The 16,315-nt window shown below is 62.9% G+C and carries 16 protein-coding genes and 1 other RNA gene; 5 read left to right on the top strand and 12 right to left on the bottom strand.

Annotated features, from left to right (window positions below):
- A partial coding sequence (locus GWP04_03395) for an IS1380 family transposase (GenBank protein ID NIA24593.1) occupies positions 1–1,315 on the top strand: 1,315 nt, incomplete at its 5' end.
- Positions 1,316–1,710: 395 nt separating this feature from the next.
- On the opposite strand, the gene GWP04_03390 is transcribed toward GWP04_03395, so the two are convergent.
- The 6 genes from GWP04_03390 to GWP04_03365 form a co-directional block, all read right to left on the bottom strand.
- Positions 1,711–2,427 (bottom strand): ATP-binding cassette domain-containing protein, encoded by a 717-nt coding sequence (locus GWP04_03390; GenBank protein ID NIA24592.1) that lies wholly within the window; start codon positions 2,425–2,427, stop codon positions 1,711–1,713.
- Positions 2,424–3,188, bottom strand: coding sequence for a cobalt ECF transporter T component CbiQ (gene cbiQ, locus GWP04_03385; GenBank protein NIA24591.1), 765 nt, complete (start codon positions 3,186–3,188; stop codon positions 2,424–2,426). Before cbiQ ends, GWP04_03390 begins: the two co-directional genes overlap by 4 nt.
- Positions 3,185–4,144 (bottom strand): cobalt ABC transporter permease, encoded by a 960-nt coding sequence (locus GWP04_03380; protein NIA24590.1) that lies wholly within the window; start codon positions 4,142–4,144, stop codon positions 3,185–3,187. The genes cbiQ and GWP04_03380 overlap by 4 nt, the downstream gene beginning before the upstream one ends.
- Before the next feature lie 179 nt (positions 4,145–4,323).
- Positions 4,324–4,755 (bottom strand): hypothetical protein, encoded by a 432-nt coding sequence (locus GWP04_03375; protein ID NIA24589.1) that lies wholly within the window; start codon positions 4,753–4,755, stop codon positions 4,324–4,326.
- Positions 4,755–5,930 carry an acyl-CoA dehydrogenase gene (locus tag GWP04_03370; GenBank protein ID NIA24588.1) on the bottom strand — a complete coding sequence of 392 codons (1,176 nt, stop codon included), beginning with the start codon at positions 5,928–5,930 and terminating at the stop codon, positions 4,755–4,757. The genes GWP04_03375 and GWP04_03370 overlap by 1 nt, the downstream gene beginning before the upstream one ends.
- Positions 5,931–6,051: 121 nt before the next feature.
- Positions 6,052–6,294, bottom strand: a complete 243-nt coding sequence (locus tag GWP04_03365) for a WhiB family transcriptional regulator (GenBank protein ID NIA24587.1) — start codon at positions 6,292–6,294, stop codon at positions 6,052–6,054.
- A 136-nt stretch (positions 6,295–6,430) separates the two neighbouring features.
- Here GWP04_03365 and GWP04_03360 point away from each other — a divergent pair, with 136 nt between their 5' ends.
- The gene (locus tag GWP04_03360) at positions 6,431–6,892 is read left to right on the top strand and encodes a hypothetical protein (GenBank protein NIA24586.1); all 462 of its coding nucleotides are present in this window, start codon (positions 6,431–6,433) and stop codon (positions 6,890–6,892) included.
- A gap of 340 nt (positions 6,893–7,232) precedes the next feature.
- Positions 7,233–7,573: RNase P RNA component class A (gene rnpB, locus GWP04_03355), an RNA gene on the top strand.
- Positions 7,574–8,041: 468 nt separating this feature from the next.
- On the opposite strand, the gene GWP04_03350 is transcribed toward rnpB, so the two are convergent.
- The gene (locus GWP04_03350; GenBank protein ID NIA24585.1) at positions 8,042–8,626 is read right to left on the bottom strand and encodes a hypothetical protein; all 585 of its coding nucleotides are present in this window, start codon (positions 8,624–8,626) and stop codon (positions 8,042–8,044) included.
- A gap of 407 nt (positions 8,627–9,033) precedes the next feature.
- On the opposite strand from GWP04_03350, the gene GWP04_03345 reads away from it, so the two are divergent.
- Together GWP04_03345 and GWP04_03340 are read left to right on the top strand one after the other, a co-directional pair.
- Positions 9,034–9,234 (top strand): hypothetical protein, encoded by a 201-nt coding sequence (locus GWP04_03345; protein ID NIA24584.1) that lies wholly within the window; start codon positions 9,034–9,036, stop codon positions 9,232–9,234.
- Positions 9,221–9,382 (top strand): hypothetical protein, encoded by a 162-nt coding sequence (locus GWP04_03340; protein ID NIA24583.1) that lies wholly within the window; start codon positions 9,221–9,223, stop codon positions 9,380–9,382. The genes GWP04_03345 and GWP04_03340 overlap by 14 nt, the downstream gene beginning before the upstream one ends.
- A 274-nt stretch (positions 9,383–9,656) precedes the next feature.
- Here GWP04_03340 and GWP04_03335 read toward each other — a convergent pair whose 3' ends face one another.
- The 5 genes from GWP04_03335 to GWP04_03315 form a co-directional block, all read right to left on the bottom strand.
- On the bottom strand, positions 9,657–10,898 hold the full coding sequence (locus tag GWP04_03335; protein ID NIA24582.1) for a GAF domain-containing protein: 1,242 nt from the start codon (positions 10,896–10,898) through the stop codon (positions 9,657–9,659).
- Positions 10,899–11,766: 868 nt separating this feature from the next.
- Entirely contained in the window at positions 11,767–13,068 is a 1,302-nt protein-coding gene (locus tag GWP04_03330) for a hypothetical protein (protein ID NIA24581.1), read from the bottom strand.
- A 50-nt stretch (positions 13,069–13,118) separates the two neighbouring features.
- The gene (locus GWP04_03325; GenBank protein ID NIA24580.1) at positions 13,119–13,820 is read right to left on the bottom strand and encodes a hypothetical protein; all 702 of its coding nucleotides are present in this window, start codon (positions 13,818–13,820) and stop codon (positions 13,119–13,121) included.
- A gap of 161 nt (positions 13,821–13,981) precedes the next feature.
- Positions 13,982–14,590, bottom strand: a complete 609-nt coding sequence (locus tag GWP04_03320) for a DUF1295 domain-containing protein (GenBank protein NIA24579.1) — start codon at positions 14,588–14,590, stop codon at positions 13,982–13,984.
- A 425-nt stretch (positions 14,591–15,015) separates the two neighbouring features.
- Entirely contained in the window at positions 15,016–16,164 is a 1,149-nt protein-coding gene (locus GWP04_03315; protein ID NIA24578.1) for a hypothetical protein, read from the bottom strand.
- Positions 16,165–16,315: the final 151 nt, after the last annotated feature.

The raw sequence follows: 16,315 nt of genomic DNA, 5'->3' as shown, positions 1-16,315 counted from the left end.
GTTGGGATCCTTCGCGGACCGGCTCGGCGTGGGCGGGACGCTGTCGGAGGCGGTGGGATGGTCCGGTCCGGGTCGGCCGGTTCATGATCGGGGCCGGGTGTTGGTCCAGGCGATGTTGACGCTCGCCGGGGGTGGCGAGTCGTGTGCCGATATCGAGACGCTCGCCTCGCAGGGCCGACTGTTCGGTTCGGTGTGTTCGGACACGACCCTGTATCGCACCTTCACCCGAACCCTCGACACCACAACCATGGAACGGGCCCGCCGGGCGTGGGCGCAGATCCGCGCCGAGGTGTGGCGACGCACGTCAGTGACCGGCGGGGACGGGCCGGTGATCTTGGATGTTGACGCGACCCTCGTCGAGATCCACTCCGAGCACAAGGACGGCGCCGCCCCACACTTCAAGGGAGGGTTCGGGTTCCATCCCCTGTTCTGTTTCGCGGATGGGACCGGTGATGTGCTGGCGGGGATGCTGCGGCCAGGGAACGCCACAGCGAACGACACCGCCGACTTGTTGGCTGTGGTCGACGACGGGATCGGTCAGCTCCCTTCAGATGTGGCGGCGGGGCACCGGGAAGGCGACGACCCCGGCCTGGCGGAACGTCGGATCGTGGTGCGTTCAGATTCGGCGGGCGGCACCAAAGCGTTCACCAACGGGCTGCGGGCACGCAACATCGGATTCGCCGTCGTTGCCCGCCGACAGACCGCCGTGGCGGCGGCGATCACGGTCGCGAACGACGACCCGACACGGTGGATACCAGCCGTCGGCCAGGACGGCGACCCGGTCAAACCCACCAGTGATGGGAGAACCGCAGCGGTGTGTGAGGTCACCGACCTTCTCGACCTGACAGGTTGGCCCGACGGGACACGGCTCATCATCCGCCGCCAACCGTTGCATCCAGGAACGCAAACAACGCTGCTCCCGGATCTCGCCTATCGGTTCTGGGGCCACTACACCGACCAGGGCGGCGACCCCGTCGAACTCGACCGCCAAATGCGCGCCCACGCCCACGTCGAAGACCACATCGAACGCCTCAAAGACTCCGGACTCCAACGGTTCCCCTTCACCCGGTGGGAAGCGAACCAGGCGTGGCTCCAAACCATCTGCTGGGCCGCGGACCTCGTCCGCTGGTTCCAACTCCTATGCCTGGACGGCCCACTCGCCCGAGCGAAACCCAAACGGCTCCGCTGGACCCTCTGGCACACCCCCGCCCGCATCATCCGAACAGCAAGACGCGACATCATCCGCATCCTCGACGGCTGGCCCACCGCAGCCGACATCATCGCCGCCTACCGGGCCATCGCCGCACTCACCTGACCCCACCACCATCGACCCGCAAGCCCGCCCTCACGACGGCAGACCCGCCACACACGTCCCGAACAGGTCCCGACGACCGGGCAAACCGACAACGCGACCCGGCAACCACAACACCACCGTCGCACATCAACCATCACCCCCACGACTACCCGAAAACAACCCCGTCACACCACCCCGTGAATGATCGAGGCTAGTGCCTTGGCCAGTAACGTTCGGGGGGTCGATGCCGAGGCAGGGGCGTCTGGTCGCAAGGCTGCACAACGAAGGCGCACCTGCAGGTGCGTCGAGGCGGAGAACGCAGCGAGCGGCGTTCCTGGCCGGCAGAACACCGTAAAGGTCGCCGGTCGAGGCAATAGATCGAAGGACGCTACCGCACGAAGTTGTCCGACGAGGCACTAGGGCATCTCGAGGCGATTCGCCGAGAGGAGATCGTGATCTGCGAGAACCTGGCTCGTCGGCCCGTCTGCAACGATCCTGCCTTCATTCATCACGATCGTCCGTTCGCACAACTCGAGAGCGTACGCAAGATCGTGCGTGACCATCAACATGGTGATGTCCAGATGCGTAAGGATGGATCCGAGTTCCCTGCGTCCGGCCGGATCGAGATTCGACGAAGGCTCGTCCAGAACGAGGATCTCGGGTTCCATGGCGAGGACGGTCGCAACCGCCACACGCCGGCGTTCTCCCAGACTCAGATGGTGCGGTACCCGGTCGATCTCCGCCTCCATCCCCACCGACGCCAAGGCGGTGAGCACGCGCCGATCCAGGTCCTCTCCGGAGACCCCGAAGTTGGCGGGTCCAAATGCGACATCTCTGCGAACGGTGGGCATGAACAACTGATCGTCCGGGTCCTGGAAGACGAGACCCACCCTTCGTCGGATCTCCATGAGGTTCGCTTCGGTGACTTCGAGTCCGGCGACACGGACCGTTCCGGCGCTCGGCCGCAAGATCCCGTTGAGGTGCAGCACCAGGGTGGTTTTGCCTGCCCCGTTCGGACCCAGTAGGGCAACACGTTCCCCCGGGTGGATGTGGAAGTCCGCCTTGTCGAGCGCCTTGCGTCCGTCCGGATAAGAGAAGCTGAGGTCTCGAACTTCCAGAGCCGGGGTGCTCATCGCATCATCAACGCGGCGCCGGCGGCCACCCAGGCCAGCAGGGGGATCACAGAACCTACCATCCAGTCCTTCGAGGTCGCCGCGGCGGTGTTGGAGGCCGGCATGATCCCGGTGTAACCCCTGGCGAGCATTGCCTGGTGGACCCGCTCGCCCCGCTCATAGGAACGCACGAAGAGCGCACCGGCAGAGGCTGCGATCGGCCCCGCCTGACCGACCCAAGTCGGGTCGTAGCCTCGTGCGGCCATCGCCACTCTCATCCGTCGTAGCTCCCCCGCGATCACGTCGAGGTACCGAACCATGAATCCTGCAATCGCAGTCACCAACCGGGGCACCCGCAGGCGCTCGAGGCCACCGAGGATATCGGGGATCTCGGTTGTCGCAGCCATCAGGACCGATGCCGACAATCCGAGTGTTCCCTTGGCCAAGATCGTCCATGCACCCCACAGCCCTGCCACCGAGAGGGATAACCCGAGAACGGAGGTCCGGTCGCCCGCGCCGAGGAAGGGCATGAGGACGGCAAAGACGATGAACGGGACCTCGATGACAAGACGGCGCAGCACGAAACCGAACGGAATACGCGCCACGACAAGTCCAGCCACGAGTAGGGCCCCTTCGAACGCAAACGCCCAGAAGGCTTCGCGGGGCGTTGCGACCACGGCGGCGACGAACAGTACGAGCGCCGAGACCTTCACCTGTGCCGGGAGGTCATGCAGCACGCTGTGCTCATGCCGGTACAGGGCATGTGTGTGAAAGCCACTCATCCCCTGGCTCGCCGCCGCAGCCGCACGACCACGTAGCCGAGGCCGAACGTGATCCCTACGCCGGCAACGCCGGCCACCGCGGTCGCGAGACCACCTTCACCTCCGAATTCGTAACCAGCCAGCGGAGAACGTTCTTCTACGATTCCAGGCTGTGCCGTCTCCGCAAAACCCTGATCTGCGGCAACTCGCTCCAGTCCGTCCGGGCTGCTGCTCGCAAAGGGGCTGAGGAACGCTGCCACCAGCAGTGCCACCCCGAACCCTGCGGCGACGAACCGTCCGATCTTGTGAGAGGGCCGTGACGAAATAGCGAGCAGATCTTCCGCGCCTGCGACGATGTCCGGTCTCGCGGCGAGTACTGCGGCAACGATCACGGCCGTGATCAGACCTTCCCCGATACCGATCAGGACGTGCACGCCTCCCATTGCGAGCAGGACCGTCTTGACGGGCGCCCCACCGGTCCCTCCGATGGCGTACTCCGCCACGAAGCCGAGAGAGGCAACGACCACCGAAAAGGCTGCCGCGATGCCGGCCGAGACGGTCACCACCCGTTGCGTTGACGGAAGAACCGAACGCATCAGTTTGAAGAGAAGCCATGCGGACCACGGCGCGAGAATCGCCATATTGATGATGTTCAAGCCGAGTGCGGACACTCCTCCGTCGGCGAAGATGAGGGCTTGCACACCGAGGACCACCGACAGGACAACCGTTGCGAGCCACGGACCGAGAAGCACCGCGGCGAGCCCGCCACCGATCAAATGCCCGGACGTCCCTGCTCCGACAGGGAAGTTGATCATCTGCGCGGCGAAGATAAATGCGGCGGCGAGTCCGGCCAAGGGTACATGGCGATCGGCGAGCCGACGGCCGGCCTGCTTCAGCCCGGCTGCGAGCCCCCCGGCAGCGACCAGACCCGCACCGACGGACGTGGTTCCGTTGATGAAACCGTCCGGGATGTGCATCCAGGGCTCCTTATTGCATGAGACTTGCAGCAACGAGTATACGCTCCGTGACATTCCGCTGCAGGCTGTACGGCGGCGTGCATACCAGGAGCCACGGCAGTCGGCACGTGCCTCCCGCTGCCCGTCGAGCTCGCATCTGAAGAGACGCGGCGCGGCGCGGCGCGTGTCCCGCGATGGAATCAGCCGGTTGCGCAGTCCCCACACGTCCCGACGATGGCGAAATGCGTTCCTTGAATGCTCGTAAACGAATGGCGATGGGCAAGACTCTCGAAGGCCTCGACGACCTCATCGATCGGGATGTCCACCATCTTCCCGCAGTGTTCGCAGACGAGGTGCTGGTGGTCGGTCTCGGCACTGAGGTGGACGATGGCCGGGCCGTGACCGAGGTGAATGTGATGCAGGACGTCGAGCCGTTCCAGAACGTCGATCGTGCGATAGACCGTCGACTGGTCGATGCGGATGCCAGAGCCCTCCTCGGCCCGCTGACGAATCTCGGTGGCATTGAGATGCTCACCCTGGTTCGCAGCAAGCGCATCGCAGATTGCCCTGCGCGCCGCTGTGATGCGCAGACCTTCCGAGCGAAGGTCGCGAACCAACGCTTCGGCTTCCATCACGGTGCCCGGAAGGCCGGCACTCCGGTGATCGCATTGCCGAGAATCAACGTCTGGATCTCGTTGGTGCCTTCATACGTGTAGACGGACTCCAGGTTGTTCATGTGGCGAATCACCGGGTATTCGAGAGTGATCCCATTTGCACCAAGGATTCCGCGCGCCGTGCGAGCGACTTCGAGTGCGTTGCGGACGTTGTCGAACTTACCGAAACTCACCTGCTCGTGGGTGAGTCCACCGCCATCCTTGAGCCGGCCGAGGTGCAGCGCCAGCAGCGTTCCCCGGTTGACGGCCACGAGCATGTCCACGAGCTTCTTCTGTGTCAGTTGAAACGCGGCAAGTGGTGCGCCGAACTGGCGTCGCTCTTTCGAGTAGTCGAGCGCCGCCTCGTAGCACGAGCGCGCGGCGCCCATCGCTCCGAAGAGGATCCCATAGCGAGCTTCGGTCAGACACGACAGCGGCCCGCGCAGACCCGTGACCCCCGGAAGCACCGCTTCGGCGGGCAACCGCACATCGTCGAGCACCAGCTCAGAGGTGACGGACGCTCGTAACGACAGCTTCCTGTCGATGTTGTTCGCGGCGAACCCGGAACTGTCCGTGGGAACAATGAACCCGCGTACCCCCTCGTCGGTGACGGCCCATACGAGGGCCATATCCGCGATGCCGCCGTTCGTGATCCACATCTTCGTTCCGTTCAACACCCAGTCGCCACCGTCTCTTCGCGCTCTGGTGCGCATGCCGGCCGGGTCGCTGCCGGCGTCGGGTTCGGTGAGGCCGAAGCAGCCGATGACCTCACCGGCAGCCATCCGGGGAAGCCACTGGTGCTTCTGTTCCTCCGATCCGTACTTCCAGATGGGGAACATGGCAAGAGATCCCTGGACCGACACAAAGGACCGAATGCCCGAATCGCCTGCCTCCAATTCGAGGCAGGCGAGGCCGTAGTCGACCGCTGATGTTCCCGCACAGCCGTAGCCCTCGAGGTGCATGCCCAGCAAGCCGAGCTCTCCCATCCTGGCTACGAGTTCCTTCGGGAATGTTCCTGCCTCAAACCAATCGGCGACGTCGGGCAGAACATAATCTGTGACGAACTGCCGGACAGTATCCCTGATCATTCTCTCCTCGTCCGAGAGGAGAGAATCGATTGCCAGGAAGTCATTCGGGTCGGGGGCGCTGCTCATGCTGTCTCCTCGAAGACCTATGCGGATAGGAGCCCGTTGAGCAACGCATGGCACGCATCTCGACCGGCAGTGCTCAACAGACTCCCGAAGGCTAACGGGCCGGAGGGCGACCAGGTGCCATTCACGCCGAGCGACGCATGATGCGTTTGCGCTGCTGTTCTGTGGTACCTCCCCAGATCCCGTGACGTTCTCGTGTCGATAGCGCCCATTCGAGGCACTTGAGCCGTACCGGACACACGCGACATATTGCCAGGGCCTCGGCGGCGTCCGCGTCCGCGGTAGGAAAGAACAGCGCCGGATCCATGCCCCGGCACGCTGCTTCGGCCTCCCAGGGACGCTCTTCGTCTTCGATCCAATTCTGCATCTCTTCTACATACAACGTTTTCGGTCCTTTCCTTCATCCCTCCGACCCCATCAGGTGAGATGAAGTTCTCGATCAGAGTGACCTGCGGGACTCCGATTCACTAAGCTGACACCCCCGTAACCGGTGAGGAGATCGAGTGCAGACAACGCTGTATTTTGCCTATGCCGCTCTTCTGTCTCCGCGGCGCATCCTCGACGTCGTCCCGGAAGCACAGTTCAGGTTCATCGCCCACCTTCCCGAAACCCGGCTCGTCTTCCCCCATCTGAACGGTAGGTGGGATGGCGGTCTCCCATCGGTGAAACCCGAGCCCGGCAACACGGTGTGGGGCGCAGTGTTCGAGATCCCGGTTCGGGCACTGGCCAGTCTGGACGAAACGGAGAAGTCTGAGGGCAGGGAGCGGTCAGAGGCATTCAAGGCCGTGGATCGCGAGGGACATCGTCATCCCGTCGTCACCCATATTCACAAGGGCGCCCCCAACGGTGAGTACACACCTTGCCGTGACTACATGCGTCTCGTCGTCGACGGTGGCCGCCACTGGAAGCTGCCGACGGGCTGGGTCGCAGGCCTCGAAGAGTACATCGAGGAACCGTCGCTCTGAAGAAGTGGTGATGCCGGGTTTCGGCCCGTCATCGCTTGCTCGTGCCACCGCCCATTGTTCAGGACGGCACCTGTCGACAATCCTGCATGCTCCCTCTTTCGACCACCCGAGCGTCAGGCGAGAACGAGGCTTCTTCTTACGCGTGGATGCCGGGATACGATCCCGGCATCCACGTTTCTGGAGGGCTGCGGGACGACGACTTCCACACAACCGAGCAACGGCCACGAGTAGGGAGGATCCACTCGCATGCTTCTGGCTCGTTTCTCGGATGCTTTGACTCGCACTCCCCCTGTGGGGTTTCACGTCGACGCAATCTTCAGACCTCAGGTACGATTTGTCATGAGTTCGCCGGACGGCCGCGGGTTTCGACCTGAGGAAAGTCCGGACTCCACAGGGCAGGGTGCTGGGTAACGCCCAGGCGGGGCAACCCGACGGAAAGTGCCACAGAGAACAGACCGCCGAAAGGTAAGGGTGAAACGGTGGTGTAAGAGACCACCAGCGTCCCGGGTGACCGGGGCGGCTCGGCAAACCCCACCCGGAGCAAGGCCAAGCAGGGACTGGATTGCCCGTCCGTTACGTCCCAGGTAGGCCGCACGAGGTCGATGGCAACACCGATCCCAGATAGATGGCCGTCCCCGGGGAGACCCGGGACAGAATCCGGCTTACAGGCGGACTCGCCATCGAGAGGGCCCCTTCGGGGGCCTTCTCGTGTGCGCGAACCGGCACGAAGGACGTCTCACAGTTCGCGTCCTGCAGTTGAACGGAACGCAGTTGTCATCGACAACCTCACCGGCAGGCTCCTTCGCTCGGCGTCGCTCAGTCCCCGTGCCTTCAATCCTCCTTGCCGCAGCATTCCCCGTCGAACCGACCTGGACGCAACCTGCAGCAACCAGTGACAAGACCACGACCAGCAACCTCTTGTTGATGAAGACCTGGCACCCGCCGCAGTCGAGATTGCAGCAGACACCGCCCGCCCAGCGTCACAACCCCGGCCGGTCATCACCTCACACCCCCTTTGCCCACGCCCTCACTTGCCTCACTTCCGGATCTCCTTCACGGCACGCAACACGACCACCGGGAGCGAACCTTTGGGGAACAGCCCCAATGCTGGATCCGTGCTTCCGACACGCCGCCTCCAAACGGCACGATTCACCTGCTCGGCAACAGCGCCAACAACAAGAAGGCAATCACCGCAATCAATCCGACCACGAGGATGGCCGCTCCCGACCGGTCGGTCGTGGCTCGCATCGCCAAATCAGGTCGGGCGAACCGGCCGGCTTGGCGAGCGAAGTTGGGATGAACCCCATAGAGCCACAAAACATCACCGTCCAACCGGCCAGAAACCCACACCACGCGGCGAGCGATCGAACCTCCAATCAGTGTCACCAGCACCACCACCCCCGCCCCAGCCGCCAGCTCCACAGCCCCGATGGCCGCCGCCGCGGCAAACAGCCCGATTCCTACGACCAGACCGACGGCCGAGCCCAGATCGACCATGTGGATCCGGCGGCGGACCTGTTCGGAAATGGGCAGATCCACCGTCACTTTGCGGCGAGCGAACCCCGCAGCGATCAAGAAAGGGATGATCCCCCAGAAGATGAGCAAGAGCGACCAGCCGGGCACCTGGGCGAATATCTGCCGGATGACTCCGTCGGTCGGAACCCCAGTCTTGGCACAGACCGAAGGCAGCATTGGTGTCTGCCCAACCTCGATGCTGAAGGCCGCCTTGTGCACGATGCCAACACTACTCCGGGCACTCGGGACGACGGAGGGATCACAGAATCAACGGTGTGAGGCGATCTTTGCCTCTCTCCACAAGGGTGCGGGAGTCTTGTGGTGCAGTCCGGTTGTTGGGCGCCTTTGTAGGGTGTGAATAGGCAGGCTGTGAAAGAGGACTCCTTTCCGGGATTCGTGCTACGGGTTGAACCGATGCTGCAACACGGTCTCGTCGCGCGTTTCGGTGCGACTGCCGGCCGGGAGTCGGCCGTGGATGTGCCGACGTGGGCGTGGCCGCGTTGGGATCGCATCCGCGCGATGACGAATCCAGCCGGCCATTTGTATCGTGTCGCCGTCAACCAGACCCGACGTCGTTTGCGTCGTCCTGAGTTGCTGTTCCGACCTGTCTCGCGCTTCATCGATGTGTGGATCGAACCGGGACTGCCAATGGCGCTCGCACACCGACGACACGACAGCGCGAAGCAGTGGTGCTGGTCTACGGCTACGGAATGAGTCATCTCGAAGCAGCCACGCTGCTCGGTGTGAAACGTTCAACGATCCAGAATCGCGTGGAACGCGGGCTTGCGAAGCTCCGGACCGAACTGGGGATGCATGATCATGCTTGACATCGACGATCAGATCCGCCGCTATGTCGAGGCAGTCGCTCCACCTGTGCGCAGCGACGAGATCCGGACCGAACCCAAGAGCGTGAAACGTCTGAAGCCCGCGCTCATCGGGGTGCTGGTGGTGCCGATCGGTGTGGAAGCCGTGTAATCCTGCAGTGCCTGCGTCTCTCAGACGGCCCCGTTTGCGGCGAGTTCGGCGAGTACAGCCGAGTCAGCAGCCCGCTCGGCGGTACCGGAGCCGGCTTCAACTCTCCCTCCGAACCGGCCGTCCCATTCGGCAGTACTTCGGTCGTGGCAAGCGTCGACAGGCCCGACCGTATCCGAACGCTCCGGGAAGTACCGTTCCTAGACAGGTCACCGATATGAGAGTTATTGCTTGGAGATCGGGGGTCCGTGCAGTAGCGAGCGACAGATGCTCTGATCTACGTTCGCGATGCGGGGCCAGGCAGCGCGAGTTCGAAGATGCTCCAACCGTGCTCATGACGGTAGGTGAGCGTGCCGCTCATCAGTTGGGCAAGGGTGCGGGCGACGGGAAGCCCCAGGCCCATCGATTCCGGTTGCCCTTGGATGTGATGGCCTCGACTCGATGGCTCGAAGATCGTCTGCCGCCGCGCTTCCGGCACTCCCGATCCATCATCTCGGATGGCGACGCGCACCGTGCCGTCACCGACGATCTGTATCCGGATCTGCTCGCCTCCATATTTGAGCGCGTTAGAGATCAACGCTCGCATGATCTGTCGAAAGTAGGCGGGATCGGCGAGGGCGTGAACAGTCTGAGGAACCTCCAGAGTGATCCTTCCCGCCGCCGTCGTCGGAAAGGCCTTCAGCACGCGTTGGGCCTCGGCTTGAATGTCAATGACTTCTGGGCGCGCACGGAGCAGACCAAGGTCTGCTCGGGCCGCCACGACCAGGTCCTCGATGATATTGGAGAGTTCGCAACTTCCCTGGGACACCTGGTCGATCCACTCCTCGCGCACAACGTCTGGTATCTGTTCCCAGTTCGTTCGCAGGAGCTCCACAAACCCGACTACAGAGGTCAAGGGTGTTCGCAGATGGTGCGCCGTCGAAGTCACAAACGCCTTTAGCCGGTCCTCCGTCGTCTCCAGTGCGGCGCGGGTCCGGTGAGCGGCCATGCCGTATGCCAGGTCGTTCGTGAGCTCGGTGAGGATGCTGATCTCGTCGGAGTCGAATGCGTATGGCTCCTCGGCGTACACATTCAAGGCACCGAAGACTCCTTTATCCGCGATGAGCGGAATCGCCACCGATGAGGCGTAGCCCCGCTTGACCGCCTCAGCGCGCCACGGTTCGAAGTCGTGATCAGTCAGAATGTGCTGCGCAGCGGCAGGTTTCCTGGTGCGTATTGCCGTGCCGGTCGGGCCGCGCCCTCGCTTCGTGTCGGCCCAAACGATGTCCAGACTCGCCAGATAGCCCTCTTCGAAGCCGTGCTGTGCCACCGGCCGCACTGTCCTCGCTTCGTCGTGCTCCGCGAACCCCACCCACGCCAAGCGGTAGCCACCGATCTCCACCACGACCCGACAGATCTCATCAAGGAGTTCTTGCATGTCGGTCGCACGCACGAGGACTTGGTTGGACGCTCTCAGAGTGCGCAGCGCACGATTTGCTCGGCGCAGCTCGTCACTCACCCTGTCATGGGCTTCCGACACGCCTGATCCCCCAAGTATCCTTATTCCACACTATCACCTTGGCTGGTCCCAATCAGGCGCATTCCTTCCCTCCTTCCATCTGTTCCCGGTCGTTGCGATGCGACAGCGGTGGCATCCTGAAATGGTGGGCGAGAACGAGTGCCATGCTTCAAAGACGGCAACCTAGGATCTTCTGCAATTAGGTGGAAGAGAGCGATCGTAGGTGGCGCATATTCACGCTGAGAGTGACCCCGTCGGCGGCACGCTGGCCTTGAAACAGAGAGATGACCAGGCAGGGAGGATGTGACGGTGCGGCGTCTCAAGGCTGACGGTATAGGACTGACCGAGGTTGCCTACATCTGGGGTTTCTGAGGAGAGGAGCTTCTTGGTGATGGAACCCGTCCAACAGCTCCTGGAGGTGCTCCAAATCGAAGGCCGGGCCTTCGCCTGACAGCCATTCTTTGTGGGTGCGGTGGAACCGTTCCAGCTTGCCGAGGGTTTGGGGGTGATACGGCGCCGAGTTGGTCAACTCCACCCAGATCGGCGAGGCTGCGAACATCACCTCCACGCCCTGGCGTCCCCCAGTGAAGCACATGCCGTTGTCGGAAAGGACCTGGCGGGGCAGCCCATGGCGAGAAGCCGCAAACTCAAAGGAATCCCACGCCCGCTCGCCACCAGGAGCCTTCCCAGCCAGAGCAGCCACCCTGCTTGTAGCTCGTCCCACGACTCACCGGCGTAAGTGCACTTGCACATTGCCGGTCGCCTCCCTCTCGATGGCGAGTCCACCTGTGAGCCGGAGTCTCAGGCCAATCGTCTCCTTGCGTCGCACGTCAGAGCCTTGCCGGCGACATGCACAGTGGCTGATCCTTCGGCATCACTCAGCAGACTCCTACACGGCTCGTTCAGGGCGCTGCGGAACAGGCGCCAGCCAATCTGCACACAACACGCCTCGTCCGGCCGTGAGGACGATCGCATGACGCCACGTCTCGGACTCCTCCCCGGACGGCTCATACCGCACCGACCAGCTCACCTTGCGGATCGCCTCCTCGAGTCCCCACATCGTGCGCGCGATGAGGGCGTTCGCCCGGTCGGTCACGATGCGAGCAGGCTGCTCACCGAGGCGCGGGATCGCAGCGTAGGCATGCTGCAGACAAACGCCGCTCGAGCGCAGGTACCAATCACGTCGATCCGCGTCGAGGAGGTAGGCGTCGAGAAGCGCCATGCCACGATCGACCGCGGTCACGGCTGCAACACACGCCACGCATTCCTCCTCGACGAGAACCTTGCGGAGCTGGACTTCACGAGTCCGTCTCGGGAACGCCCGTTCAAACCATCCACGGAACCTGTGCCGCCACCCACCGCCCCGTCCTCCAGGCTGAGGCGGCGCGGCCCCTTCAACGAGGGCATCGAGTCCCTCGAGAATCCTCATCCATGTTCGACGAATCCGTTGCATCGTCCGTGCCGAAGCTTCCGGGTTGTTCGCCGTGGCATCCCACAGGTGGAGCGGACACAGGCGGGCGAAATCATCCTGGTCCCGGCCGGTTCGGTCTGGATGCCCGAGCCATCGGATGACATTCTCCGACGCCTCTCTGCCGGCCAGGCAGAGAGGACACCACCCTTGGGCGACCGCTCGATCGAAATCGTCGAACGAGAGCACGGCCGTGGCGTCGGTATCGCAGCGCTCGGGTCTCCGGAACGCCTCGTCGTATCCGTGGCCAATTGCGGTTCGGATCTCGGGCTGCGACCGGCCGCTACCTGTCCGCACGTGATCGACCGTTGCGCCCAATCGCTTCAGAGCCTCAGGAAACACTCCTGAAGGCACCTGCTCGACGAGCATCCGGGCATGAGGCAGGCAGAACAGGGCATCCGGGTCCAGATGTGTCTGCTGATCTCCGCTCCACGATCCACGACTCAGCAGGCGCAGGACATACGCCTCCGTCTCATCCTCGACACGACACGCAGGGCAGTCCAGGCGTATCGAACCTCCGAGGCCGGCACGCCATCCGCGCAACACGAACTGCAAACCTCGAGCAGTGCGTTCTCCCTGCTCGTGTAGGAGCAGCTCACGAGCGTGCCTGACACAGTAACCGCCGCCCGCTCCCAGTCGGGTGAGGAACGACCCGTCCCCGAGTTTCTCGGCGAACACCCAGAACCAGTGCCTTTGGCGAGCCAGCGACACCTCCTGGCACACGGGACACTCGCCAGGCGGCCGAACTGGTCGTTGCGGCGGCTCCGAATCGGTCATTGTCGCGGCTCCGCGACGGCACCGTGTACGGGGGAACCGACGATGAGGTGGGCGGCACGCACCCAGGCGTCCTTCTCTTGCCCCAGCGGTTCATCGGCACGCCGATAGTCGGCATGATCGATGAGATGCCGAAGTTCGGACCGGATCGAGGCCGACCCTCGCAGATACACGGTCTCGAGCCGTACATGATCGATCCCGTGAATCTCCCGCCCCCTCGAGAGATGCGGAAAGCACAGGGTTGCCGTTTCGAGCCGTCGGCCCACATCGGTGTCTGGTTCGCAGGTTGCGATGATACGCAGGTAGTTGACGGCCACATCGTCGCCAACTGCACAGGCCCGACACGACCGGCCGGAACTCATGTTCGACCAAAAGCGGGGGGATCTGCGTCGAGGGTTCGTTCCCTCGGCGGCGACCTCCGCTTCGATATGGCCCAGCAGGTCCTCGTAGACGATGGCCACACCAAGCGCTTCGCTGCGTGCTGCGGCCACCTGCAGAAGGGCCAAGGAGTGCTCCCGGCAGAATCCGTGATCGTGGCGAAGCTCCTCTCGGACCCCGGAATCGTTCACGTTCTCCCAAAGCAGGCTCTCCAGGTACCTGGCCGCGGCGTGCACCGAACCACGACAGACCGGACACCCGCCCTCATCCAGATCGGTGAGGAGCTTCCTGTACCCGATCATGCGTTCAACGGATCGCGCCATTGCGATTGGCCTCCTCGAAAGCACCACTTCGGCTCGACAAGCATACGACTCTGCGTGTTCGAGTGATGAGCCGCCATGCGATGCGTCCCCGCTCAAATCATGCGGCAGGGTGCATCACGCGTCGCCGGCCCGGACACCTCCCTGTGTTCCGAAGAGGCGGATCATCGGTCCCCGGTTGTCCGATCAGCTGAACTCCCACGTTCCTTCGGTATCCCGATGTATCTCGAAGTACTCAACAGATACCGGCGGTACTCCTCTCCGTACACGTTCTCGAGATACGGCTCCGCCAACCGGACGGTGTACAGATGAAGAACCACCATGAACGCGAACGTGAGCGCCAACGCACATCCCGACCGCCCAGCAATCGATACGCCCAAGAGCATGAGAAACCAGCCGACGAACTGTGGATTCCTGCTCCATCGATAGATCCCGGTGGTGATGAGCTTTGAAATATCTTGACCGGTGGATCTGCGCAACGAACGCAACTCGATCATCCCCGCGGGCAGTAGGGCCACCCCGACCAAGAACAAGATCAGACCACCAATCTGACCGAGAGTTCTGTCGACTGGTATCAGCCAGACGCCAAACCATGATGCCAAGACCACGGGAATGTGATGAAACGCCCACATCGCATACCACGAGTAGAGAAGCTTGTTCGAAAATGTGCCCTTCTCTTGGTAGGTCGTCTTGATCTCAGAGAAGACATGCATTCCCAGTGTGATCCACAAGCAGATGGAAACACCCAAGCCAACGTAGAGCCACATCATCATTTCTCCCCGGCTCGATTCCTGGATCGTCGCCACAATAGGGTCACAGGCTCCCCGGCGCCTCGTAGGCTCTTACGGCCGCCGCGATCATGGGCAGAGCCCATTGGTGGACTCGGCGTGTAAAGGTGTTGATCCGGCACCGATGGCCCCTGGGTAACCGGGCCATACGACTCGGGGCAGCCCCAGTGCGAAGTTCGGAGATCTCGCCGCCCGCGCCAGGGTTCGGGTCATGGTCCTTGGGTGAGGTAGACCTTCGAGCATGACACGAAAACGACGGCCAAAGGCACCGGTAACCCATCTCAAGGCTGCGAGCAGGTTGCTCTCGTCGCCGACGAAGACCAGGGCACGACTTGCGCCGGTGTAGCTTCTGTGATCGTTCACGCCGCCAGGTCTGATCGTTGAGGACTCGTGCCCGCCCGCCGTCTGGTTCACGGTCCGAAACGGACGAACGATTCCTCGTAGAGACTCACTTCATCGGGATCGGCCGGTGGTAGCGGATCGACGGAGAACAACACCACCCGATTGTTCTCTCGGTCGGCAATGCCGAAGGTGCCGTCCGGGCCCATCGCCATCTTCTCCGGGAAACTGAACGAGTCCTCCGACGTCCCGGCCGCACCAAACTCGGAGACCAGTTCTCCCGTCGGCTTCAGCACGACGATATGCCCCACGCCGGCGCAGCGGTCCTGGGCTCGAAACGTGTCGGTGACATACACCAGACCATCCGGGCCGACGACAACCGATCTCGGGAGCTGCCAGAAGCCGACGATCTTGCCCTCCTCATCACGCTTTCCCGACGCCCAGAGCACGTTGCCCTCGCCGTCGAGCGCAACCACACGCCGATTGAGAGTGTCGGCAACGTAGAGATTGCCCGTTGCAGGATCGATGGCGACGCCATTCGGAAATGCGAAACTGCCTACCTCGGATCCCCGCAGCTCCCCTCCCCACCGATCGACAACATGCCCTGACTTGTCGAAAAAGTACAAGCCATCGTTGGAAGCGACGACGATCTGGGAACCGACAACGTGGACATCGTAAGGAGAGAATCCGTCGGGCCCAAACACGGCGAGGCCCTGGTCTGCCGCGGGCAGGCTTTCTATGTAGCGCCCATCGGCCGAGTAGACCACCACCTCTCGTCGTGTCCAATCTGCCACGTAGAGACGCTGGAAGTCGCTGCTGAACGACAGGCCGTAGGGACTGTGGAGACGCCCCGTGTCACTGTCATCGCCCACGAAGCGAATCAGCTTGCCGTCGGGACCGAACTCGACGACTCGGGAATTCCCCGTGTCGGAGATCCACACGTTGCCTGCCCCGTCGAAGGTGACCGCGAGAGGTTGGTCCAGCAAGTCGGTGGGTTTGGCTCCGAATCCGTAGATCGATCGGGAGATCTCCATGGGACATCCCTCCACCGCAACCACTGTCGAAGTGGGTTGGGGGCGAACCAACCACACCAATACGGCGAGCAGGGCAACCGCAGCGATGCTGAGAACACCGATGAGCGCGTAGAGCAGGCGGCGTATCGCGGTCTGCTCCCCTGGCTGTCGTCCCTGCTCGATCGGTGGTTCTTGCGCCGGTTCCATACTGTGCTCTTTCACGAGGTCGCAGTTGAGGAGTCCAGCCTCTTCAACTCCTCCCGCACTTCGGAGCTGGAGGGATCGAAGTCGACGAGTTGCATCACAAGGATCACGCTCCGAGGCTCAGAACCACGAGCGTGACAATGACAACGATCTG

This window comes from Gammaproteobacteria bacterium (assembly GCA_011682695.1).
Lineage (GTDB): Bacteria > Actinomycetota > Acidimicrobiia > Spongiisociales > UBA4744 > BMS3Bbin01.
The sequence above is the reverse complement of the archived record's forward strand: the minus strand, read 5'-3'. Positions and strand labels throughout refer to the sequence as shown.

Bases quoted from the DNA above. Each gene is read 5' to 3' on its own strand.
- GWP04_03380 (NIA24590.1), bottom strand. From the start codon at position 4,144: ATGCACATCCCGGACGGTTTCATCAACGGAACCACGTCCGTCGGTGCG.
- GWP04_03365 (NIA24587.1), bottom strand. From the start codon at position 6,294: ATGCAGAATTGGATCGAAGACGAAGAGCGTCCCTGGGAGGCCGAAGCA.
- cbiQ (NIA24591.1), bottom strand. From the start codon at position 3,188: ATGAGTGGCTTTCACACACATGCCCTGTACCGGCATGAGCACAGCGTG.
- GWP04_03315 (NIA24578.1), bottom strand. From the start codon at position 16,164: ATGGAACCGGCGCAAGAACCACCGATCGAGCAGGGACGACAGCCAGGG.
- GWP04_03370 (NIA24588.1), bottom strand. From the start codon at position 5,930: ATGAGCAGCGCCCCCGACCCGAATGACTTCCTGGCAATCGATTCTCTC.
- GWP04_03375 (NIA24589.1), bottom strand. From the start codon at position 4,755: ATGGAAGCCGAAGCGTTGGTTCGCGACCTTCGCTCGGAAGGTCTGCGC.
- GWP04_03325 (NIA24580.1), bottom strand. From the start codon at position 13,820: ATGGCGCGATCCGTTGAACGCATGATCGGGTACAGGAAGCTCCTCACC.
- GWP04_03390 (NIA24592.1), bottom strand. From the start codon at position 2,427: ATGAGCACCCCGGCTCTGGAAGTTCGAGACCTCAGCTTCTCTTATCCG.
- GWP04_03320 (NIA24579.1), bottom strand. From the start codon at position 14,590: ATGATGATGTGGCTCTACGTTGGCTTGGGTGTTTCCATCTGCTTGTGG.
- GWP04_03340 (NIA24583.1), top strand. From the start codon at position 9,221: ATGATCATGCTTGACATCGACGATCAGATCCGCCGCTATGTCGAGGCA.